The sequence below is a fragment of the Streptomyces sp. GC420 genome, from assembly GCF_009916105.1.
Lineage (GTDB): Bacteria > Actinomycetota > Actinomycetes > Streptomycetales > Streptomycetaceae > Streptomyces.
In genome coordinates, this window is sequence record NZ_JAAAXQ010000334.1 from 1 (window position 1) to 9,077 (window position 9,077).

The window sequence follows — 9,077 nt, forward strand, 5'->3', positions numbered from 1 at the left end:
CGACGGGCCGGGCAACGGGGTGGCCGGCCCGGGCGGCGGCATGCCGGCGCGTGGCGCGGCCGGTCCGCCGGGGTCCCGGTGGTCGCCGGGAGCGGCCGGGAGCGGCCGGGAGCGGCCGGGCGCCCGAGCGGCCAGGCGACCGGGCGGCTGAGTGCCCGAAGTCAGCTTTCCCTGGCTGCCGTTGCGGCATGCCCGGAAGTGCGGACCCACCGCGTGGCGGAGCGTCGCGCCGTGCGACGCGGCGGCGAGAGCGCCGCCCGGGCCGACGCGGCGATCCCCGTCGCCCGGCGCCCGGCTGCGTCATGCCGCGGACCGCCGTGCACGCCGGCCCTCCCGGCCGGCACCGACCACGTCATGGCCGCCCCGATCCAGGCCGAAGCGGTTGCGCCGGGTGGGGGGTGTCCCGCCCGGTCCGACGCTGCGCGCGGCACCGACCACGTCATGGCCGCCCCGATCCAGGCCGAAGCGGTTGCGCCGGGTGGGGGGTGCCCCGCCCGGTCCGACCCTGCGCGCGGCACCGGACCGCGCGGGTCGATCCGGCCTGGGCCAGGCAGACGACTGCGGCCAACGCGGAGCTCGGTCCGGCCGAGGTGGCGGACCGGGCCGCGCGGCTGCGGGACGCGCTCCAGCAGCAGCTGAGCGCGTGAGGCGTCGCCGCGCGCGGCCGCCGGCATGCCCGCCCGCACCTGGGCGTGCCGGTGACCGGCCGGTTCACCTGGCAGCATGAACATGCCCCGGTCTTGGGCCGGTGAGGGATCCGCCCGCACCGCGTGCGGGGCCCGTCCGGGCGGTCCGGCTCCGGTCCGCCGCGTGCGCGCGGCCCCCGGACGTTCGGGCGGGTCCGGGTCCGGCCCCGGCCGGTCGCCGCTCGGCTGGCCGGCCGCGGATCACACCAGGCTGTCGCGCCAGGCCCGGTGCAGATCGGCGAACCGGCCGGTGCCGCCGATGAGTTCGGCGGGCGTGCCGTCCTCCACGATCCGGCCGCCCTCCATCACCAGCACCCGGTCCGCGATCTCCACCGTCGACAGCCGGTGCGCGATCACCACCGCCGTACGGCCGCGCAGCACCGTGTCCATGGCGCGCTGCACCGCACGCTCGCCCGGCACGTCGAGGGAAGAGGTCGCCTCGTCCAGGATCAGCACCGCCGGATCCGCGAGCAGTGCCCGGGCGAAGGCCACCAACTGCCGCTGACCGGCGGAGATACGGCCACCCCGTTTGCGTACGTCGGTGTCGTACCCCTCCGGCAGAGCCGCGATGAAGTCGTGCGCGCCGATCGCCTTCGCGGCCCGCTCGATCTCCTCGCGCGAGGCCTCGGGGCGGCCGATCGCGATGTTCTCGGCGACGGTCCCGGAGAACAGGAACGCCTCCTGGGTCACCATCACCACACCGCGCCGCAGCTCCGCCGGCCCCAGCTCACGCAGATCGACCCCGTCCAGCAGGACCCGGCCCCCGCTCGGGTCGTAGAAACGCGCGAGCAGTCTGGCGAGCGTCGACTTGCCGGCTCCCGTCGAGCCCACCACGGCGACCGTCTGACCGGCAGGCAGCCGCAGGTCGAAGCGCGGCAGCACCTCGCCGCCGGTGCGGTACCCGAAGCGGACGCCGTCGAAGACCACTTCGCGCCCCGGCCGCCCCGCCGGGCGCTCCGGCAGCGGGCGCGGGTGCTCCGGTTCCGGGACGGTGGGCCGCTGCGCCAGCAGTCCGGCGATCTTCTCCAGCGAGGCGCCCGCCGACTCGTAGGAGTTCAGGAACATCCCCAGCCGGTCGATCGGGTCGTACAGCCGCCGCACGTACAGCACCGCCGCCGCGAGCACACCCAGTTCCAGCCTGCCCTCCGCGACCCGGTAGGCGCCCCAGAGCACGATCCCGGCCACCGCGGTGTTCGCCACCAGCCGGGAACCCACGACATAGCGCGCCATCTCGAGCAGCGCGTCGCCGTTGCGGCGTTCATGCTCCCGGTTGAGCACCAGGAACTCGGCGTCGTTCGTCCGCTCCCTGCGGAAGGCGCGCACCGGGCGGATCCCGTTCATCGTCTCCGCGAACTTCACGATCACCCGTGCGATCGCCGTGGACCGGTGCCGGTAGACCAGCGCGGCGCGCCGCCGGTAGTCGCGCACCAGGAGGTACAGCGGCACGAAGGACAGCACGGCGGCCGCGCCCATGCCCAGATCGAGCCAGAGCAGCATCACCGAGATGCAGACGAACGACAGGACGACCGCGACGAGTTCCTGGAGGCCCTCGCCGAGCAGTTCCCGCAGGGACTCCACGTCCGTCGTGGAGCGGGAGATCAGCCGGCCCGAGGTGTACCGCTCGTGGAAGTCGACGCTCAGCGCCTGCGCATGCCGGAAGATCCGCCCCCGCAGGTCGCGCAGCACGTCCTGGTTGACCCGCGCGGCCGCGCGCACGAATCCGTACTGGAGGAGCCCGGAGCCCGCCGCGCACCCGAGATACCCCGCGGCCACCGCGATCAGCGGTCCGTGGTCGTCCCGGCGGAACGCGGGTACGCCGGTGTCGATCGCGTACGCCACGAGCAGCGGGCCCGCCTGGACCGCCGCCTGCTGGAGCAGGAGCAGCAGCGCGGTGAACGCCACCCGCAACCTGAGCGGTGCGAGCAGCGAGCGCAGCAGGGCTCCGGTCGCCCCTGCGGGCGTCGGCAGCACGTCCGTGTCGAACGGGTCGGAACGCGGTGCCGTGTCCTCGGGCGCGACGGCGGCACCCTTCGCGGCCGGGCCGGTCCCCGGCCCGGCGGGCGCCGCCGCCTCCGCGCCCGTGCGCTTGCCGGTGCCCGTGCCCGTGCCGGTGCCCGTGCCCGCCTCCGCTCCGGGCCGGACGGCCTTCCCCCGCGGAGCCGGCGCGCTGCCCGTACCCGTGGTGGCGCCGTTCATCGCCCGCCGTCCTTCCGCCCGTCGCCGTGTCCGGCCGCGCACGCGCTGCCGCGTGCCCGTCGGTCCGTCGCGGTTCCGGCCGGTCGTGGCCGCGGGCTCCGACGGGCCGCGGCTTCCCGGGCGCACCCCGGATTCCCTGTCGTGCCGCCCGCCATCAGGTGCCGTCCTTCCGTCCGTCGCCCTGGCCGCCCGCGCCCTCCAGCCGCCTCGTGTCCGCGTACGCGCCGGCCGCGACGGGCTGTCCACCCGCCGGGCGACGGCCCGTGACCGGGCCGTCGCCCGCGCCCCTGCGCGGGGCGTGCCCGCCGCTGGCCGGCCGGAGGTCTTCCCCCGGTTCCCCCGGGCCGCCGGCGTGGCCCGACATCAGGTACCGGTACTCCTCGTTCTCCCGCAGCAGTTCCTGGTGCGTTCCCACCGCCGCGATGCGGCCCCCCGAGAGCAGCGCGACCCTGTCGGCGAGCTGCACCGTCGAGGGACGGTGGGCGACCACCAGGGCCGTCGTCGTCTCCAGCACCCGCCGCAGGGCCGCTTCCACCAGCGCCTCGGTGTGCACGTCGAGTGCCGACAGCGGGTCGTCCAGGACCAGGAAGCGCGGGCTCCCGACCACCGCCCGGGCCAGTGCGAGCCGCTGCCGCTGACCTCCGGACAGGCTCAGGCCCTGCTCGCCCACCTGGGTGTCCGCCCCCCGCGGCAGGCGGTGCACGAACTCGGCCTGCGCCACCCCCAGTGCCCGCTCCAGTGCCCGCTCCAGCGCCGCGCGGTCCGCGCCCTGAGCGCCCATCAGCACGTTCTCGGTGACACTCGCCGAGAACAGAGTGGGTTCCTCGAAGGCCACGGACACCAGCTCGCGCAGGTGCTCCCTGGACAGTTCGGTGATGTCCCGGCCGTCCAGGGTGATGCGTCCCGCCGTGAGCTCGTGCAGCCGCGGCACCAGCGCGGTCAGCGTCGTCTTGCCCGAACCGGTCGCACCGACCAGGGCCATGGTCTCGCCGGGCCGCACATGCAGCTCGACGTCCTTCAGCACCGGGGGCGTGTCCGGATCCGTGTCCGGAAACCTGAAGGCGACGCCCTCGAAGCGCAGCCCGTCGCCCTCGGGCGGTGCCGCCGCCGTGCCGCCCTCGTCCTCCTCCTCGGCGTCCATCACCTCGAAGTAGCGGTCGGTGGCCGTTGCCGCCTCGTTGCTCATCGCCAGCAGGAAGCCGATCGACTCGACGGGCCAGCGCAGCGCCAGCGCCGTCGAAAGGAACGCCACCAGGGTGCCCGCGGACAGCTCACCGTCCGCCACCTGCACCGTGCCCAGCACCAGCGCCGCCCCGATCGCCACCTCGGGCAGCGTCATGATCAGTGCCCAGATGCCTGCCAGCAGCCGGGCCTTGGCCAGTTCGGTACCGCGCAGCCGCTCCGACAGCTCCCGGAAGGCGCGCGCCTGACTGCGGTGCCGCCCGAATCCCTTGACGATCCGGATGCCGAGGACGCTCTCCTCGACGAGCGTCGTCAGATCGCCCACCTGGTCCTGCGCCCTGCGCGCGGCCAGCGAGAACCGCCGCTCGAAGTGCGAGCAGAGCACCATCAGCGGAACCGCCGGCGCGAGCAGCACCAGCCCCAGTGCCCAGTCCTGGGCGAACAGGATCACGAAGCCCACCACGATGGTGGTGGCGTTCACCAGCAGGAATGTCAGCGGAAACGCCAGGAACATCCGCAGCAGCATCAGGTCCGTGGTCGCGCGCGACAGCAACTGCCCCGAGGCCCACCGGTCGTGGAAGGCCACCGGCAGCCGCTGCAGGTGCCGGTAGAGCGCCGCCCGCATGTCCGCCTCGACCCGCGACAGCGGCCGCGCCACCAGCCACCGCCGCAGACCGAACAGGCCCGCCTCCGCGATCCCGAGCAGCAGCAGGTACAGCGCTCCCAGCCACACCCCCGCGGGGTTCCGGTCCGCCACCGGCCCGTCCACCATCCACTTCAGGACCAGCGGGATGACCAGGCCGAGGCAGGACGCCACGACGGCCACGAACGCGGCGGTGAACAGCCGTGCCCGCACGGGACGCACGCACGGCCAGAGCCGCAGCAGGGATCGCACCGCGGACCTGTTCCGGTCCTCGTCCTCGGCAGGGGTCTGTGAAGTGGGCATCAGGAGCGAGCCTACGGATGGGAGCTGACAGCGCCACCGAGTTTCGGTCCCGTCCGGCCACCCCCGTCAGCCGGTCGGCTGATACGACAACAGGCGTGATGGCCCATGCCGCGGGCCGCCCACCAGTGCGAAGCTCGTGCCATGACCGTCATAGAAGTCAGCGGGCTGCGCAAGGCGTACGGCGGAAGGGCCGTCGTCGACGGGGTTTCCTTCACCGTCGAGAAGGGCGAGATCTTCGGCATCCTCGGCCCCAACGGAGCCGGTAAGACCACCACCGTCGAATGCGTGGAAGGCCTGCGCACCCCCGACGCCGGAACGGTCCGCGTGGCCGGGCTCGATCCGGTGGCCGACCACGACCGCCTCACCCGGGTCCTCGGCGCCCAGCTCCAGGAGAGCGAACTCCAGCCGAAGATCACCGTGCGCGAGGCGCTGGAACTGTACGCCGCCTGCTACCCCGCCCCCGCCGACTGGCGGGAACTCGCGGCCAGGCTCGGCCTCACCGACAAACTGAGATCCCGCTTCGACAAGCTCTCCGGCGGCCAGAAGCAGCGCCTGTTCATCGCCCTCGCCCTCATCGGCAACCCCAGGGTCGTGGTGCTCGACGAGCTGACCACAGGCCTCGACCCGCGCGCCCGCCGCCACACCTGGGAACTCATCGAGGAGGTACGGGCCTCCGGGGTCACCGTCCTGCTCGTGACCCACCTGATGGAGGAGGCGCAGCGGCTGTGCGACCGGGTCGCCGTCATCAACGCGGGGCGCCTCGTCGCCCTGGACACCCCCGAGGGCCTGATCGCCCGCGCGGCACACACCACCGTCATCTCCTTCTCCCCGTCCCCTTCCCTCGGCGCGGCCGAACTGTCCCGGCTGCCCGGCGTCGCCTCGATCAGGGAGAAGGACGGGCGAGTCGTCGTCGAGGGCACCGACGAGACGGTCGACGCGGTCGTCCCGCTCCTCGCTCTGCACCGCGTCACCGGCCACCACCTGCGCATCTCCGACGCCACTCTCGACGACGCCTTCCTCGACCTGACCTCCGCCGGGACCGCCGCCGCGGGGACCGGGACAGGGGCCGCCGAAGGGACCGCCGCCGCGGGGACCGGGACAGGGACCGCCGAAGGGACCGCCGCCGCGGGGACCGGAACCACCCGCAGGGCCGGCACGACCGCCGGGACCGGAGCCGCCTCCGCGGCCGACAAGGAGACCCAGTGAGCGCCACCACCGCCGTCCTGAAGACCGAGACCCGGCTGTTCCTGCGCGAACCCGGCGCCCTGTTCTGGGTCTTCGCCTTCCCCACCCTGCTCCTGCTCGTGCTCGGCCTCATGCCGCCCTTCCGGGAGCCCAACGACACCCTCGGCGGCCGGCGCGTCATCGACCTCTACGTGCCCATCTGCGTCCTCCTGGCCCTGATCACCGCCGGGCTCCAGGCCATGCCGCCCGTCCTCGCCGGCTACCGCGAACGCGGCATCCTGCGCCGGATGTCCACCACCCCCGTACGCCCGAGCGCCCTGCTCCTCGCCCAGATCGTGCTGCACTTCGCCGCCGCGCTCGGCTCGGCCCTGCTGGTGATCGTCAGCGGCCGCCTGGCGTACGGCGTCGATCTGCCGGCCGGCCCCCTCGGCTACCTCCTGGCGCTGATCCTCCTCGCCCTCGGCGTACTCGCCCTCGGCTCGACGATCGGGGCGCTGTCCCGCACCGCCAAGGCGGCGTCCGCCGTCGCGTCCGTCGCCTTCTTCCCCGCGATGTTCGCCTCCGGAGTCTGGATGCCCGTCCAGACGATGCCCGGGACGCTGCGCCGCGTCGTCGAGCTCACCCCCTTCGGCGCCGCCTCCGAGGCCCTGAACCAGGCGACGGCCGGCGACTGGCCGGACGCCTCGCACCTGGGCGTCACCGCGCTGTGGGCGGTGCTGCTCACCGCGGCCGCGGCCCGCTGGTTCCGCTGGGAGTGACCGGCCAGGGGGCCGTCCGCGTGGCCGCCGCCGTGCGGACGGCCCGTCCCACGCGGGTGCGCGCGGTCGGGCGCGCACCCGGTCACACCGGCTCGTGTTCCGTCGCGTCCGCCCGCCGCACCACCTTCAGCAGCAGCACCGCCCGCGCCGGCACCGTGATCGTCGATCCCGCCCGGTGCACCGTCCCCGGGGGCCCGGACTGATCCTCGCGGGAGGTGTCCACCAGCACCTCGTAGGCCTCCGCCCACGGCTCGGCCGGCAGGACGAAGGCCGCCGGGCGGCCGTCGGCGTGCAGGACCGCGAGGAAGCTGTCGTCCCTCACCGGCCTGCCGCGCGCGTCACGGCCCGGGATGTCACGGCCCGACAGGTACATCCCCAGCGTCGCCGCCGGGGCGTACCAGTCCTGCGTGGTCATCTCCTTGCCGCAGGGAGTGAACCAGGCGAGGTCGCGCAGCCCGTCCACCGCCTGCGGGCGCCCGGAGAAGAAGGCGCGCCGGCGCAGCACCGGGTGGGCGTGGCGCAGGGCGATCAGCCGGGAGGTCAGCTCGGCGAGGGCCCGCCAGCCCGGCTCGCCGAGCAGTGACCAGTCGATCCAGCCGACCTCGTTGTCCTGGCAGTACGCGTTGTTGTTGCCGCCCTGGGTGCGGCCCATCTCGTCGCCGGCGACCAGCATCGGCACGCCGGTGGACAGCAGCAGCGTGGTGAGCAGGTTGCGCAGCTGCCGGCGCCGCAGGGCGAGGACGCGGGCGTCGTCGGTCTCGCCCTCGGTGCCGCAGTTCCAGGAGCGGTTGTCCGTGGTGCCGTCGCGGTTGCCCTCGCCGTTGGCCTCGTTGTGCTTGCGGTCGTAGCTGACGAGGTCGCGCAGGGTGAAGCCGTCGTGCGCGGTGACGAAGTTGACCGAGGCGTAGGGGCGCCGCCCGCCCCAGGCGTACAGGTCGCTCGACCCGGACAGCCGGTAGCCGAGGTCGCGTACGTCCGGCAGCGCGCCGCGCCAGAAGTCCCGCACGGCGTCGCGGTAGCGGTCGTTCCACTCCGTCCACAGCGGCGGGAACGCTCCCACCTGGTAGCCGCCGGAGCCCACGTCCCACGGCTCGGCGATCAGCTTCACCCGCCGCAGCACCGGGTCCTGGGCGATCACGGCGAGGAACGGGGACAGCATGTCGACATCGTGCATCGAGCGGGCCAGCGCGGCGGCGAGGTCGAAGCGGAAGCCGTCCACACCCATCTCGGTGACCCAGTAGCGCAGCGAGTCGGTGATCAGCCGCAGCACGTGGGGCTGCACCACGTGGAGGGTGTTGCCGCAGCCCGTGTAGTCGGCGTAACGCCTGGCGTCCGGCTGGAGGCGGTAGTAGCCGCGGTTGTCGATGCCGCGCAGCGAGAGCGTCGGACCCAGCTCCCCGCCCTCCGCGGTGTGGTTGTAGACCACGTCCAGGATCACCTCGATCCCGGCCGCGTGCAGTGCCCGCACCATCCGCTTGAACTCGCCGACCTGCTGGCCGCGGGTGCCGCTCGCGGAGTAACCGGCGTGCGGCGCGAAGTAGCCGATCGAGTTGTAGCCCCAGTAGTTGCGCAGGCCCCTGCGCAGCAGGTGGTCCTCGTGCGCGAACTGGTGCACCGGCAGCAGCTCCACGGCGGTCACGCCGAGGCGTACGAGGTGCTCGACCGCGGCCGGGTGCGCCAGCCCCGCGTAGGTGCCGCGCAGTTCCGCGGGGATGCCCGGGTGCCGCTGGGTGAACCCCTTGACGTGCAGCTCGTAGATGACGGAGTCCGCCCAGGGCGTCTTCGGCCTGCGGTCGTCCGCCCAGTCGTCCTCGTCCTGCACGACGACGCCCTTCGGGACGTACGGCGCCGAGTCCCGTTCGTCGCGCACGGTGTCGGCGACATGCTGCTGCGGCCAGTCCCGCACATGCCCGTAGACCTCGGGCGGCAGCGTGAACTCCCCGTCGACCGCCCGGGCGTAGGGGTCGAGGAGCAGCTTCGCCGGGTTCCAGCGGGCGCCGGTCCACGGGTCCCAGCGTCCGTGCACCCGGAAGCCGTAGCGCCGGCCGGGCCCGACCCCCGGGACGAAGCCGTGCCAGATCTCATGGGTCAGCTCCGTCAGTGCGATGCGCGTCTCGACCCGTC

The 9,077-nt window shown here is 74.1% G+C and carries 5 protein-coding genes and 1 pseudogene; 3 read left to right on the top strand and 3 right to left on the bottom strand.

Translation table 11 applies throughout. The features are described from left to right. Window positions 1–485: 485 nt before the first annotated feature. The gene (locus GUY61_RS30060; protein WP_166633400.1) at window positions 486–647 is read left to right on the top strand and encodes a hypothetical protein; all 162 of its coding nucleotides are present in this window, start codon (window positions 486–488) and stop codon (window positions 645–647) included. Between the two features lie 240 nt (window positions 648–887). Here the strand turns inward: GUY61_RS30060 and GUY61_RS30065 are convergent, their stop codons facing one another. Then, entirely contained in the window at window positions 888–2,882 is a 1,995-nt protein-coding gene (locus GUY61_RS30065; RefSeq protein WP_243766859.1) for an ABC transporter ATP-binding protein, read from the bottom strand. A 154-nt stretch (window positions 2,883–3,036) separates the two neighbouring features. Beyond that, a complete protein-coding gene (locus GUY61_RS30070; protein ID WP_166633401.1) occupies window positions 3,037–5,010 on the bottom strand; it encodes an ABC transporter ATP-binding protein in 1,974 nt (657 codons plus the stop codon). Between the two features lie 141 nt (window positions 5,011–5,151). Between GUY61_RS30070 and GUY61_RS30075 the strand changes: the two are divergent. After that, window positions 5,152–6,039 (top strand): annotated as a pseudogene (locus GUY61_RS30075) (ABC transporter ATP-binding protein); the annotation flags it as partial. Between the two features lie 173 nt (window positions 6,040–6,212). After that, on the top strand, window positions 6,213–6,953 hold the full coding sequence (locus tag GUY61_RS30080) for an ABC transporter permease (protein WP_166633403.1): 741 nt from the start codon (window positions 6,213–6,215) through the stop codon (window positions 6,951–6,953). Between the two features lie 82 nt (window positions 6,954–7,035). On the opposite strand, the gene glgX is transcribed toward GUY61_RS30080, so the two are convergent. Beyond that, the coding region (gene glgX, locus GUY61_RS30085; protein ID WP_166633404.1) for a glycogen debranching protein GlgX at window positions 7,036–9,077 on the bottom strand (2,042 nt) is incomplete at its 5' end.

Excerpts from the sequence above, each read along its gene's own strand:
- GUY61_RS30070 (WP_166633401.1), bottom strand. The coding sequence starts at position 5,010 with ATGCCCACTTCACAGACCCCTGCCGAGGACGAGGACCGGAACAGGTCC.
- GUY61_RS30065 (WP_243766859.1), bottom strand. The coding sequence starts at position 2,882 with ATGAACGGCGCCACCACGGGTACGGGCAGCGCGCCGGCTCCGCGGGGG.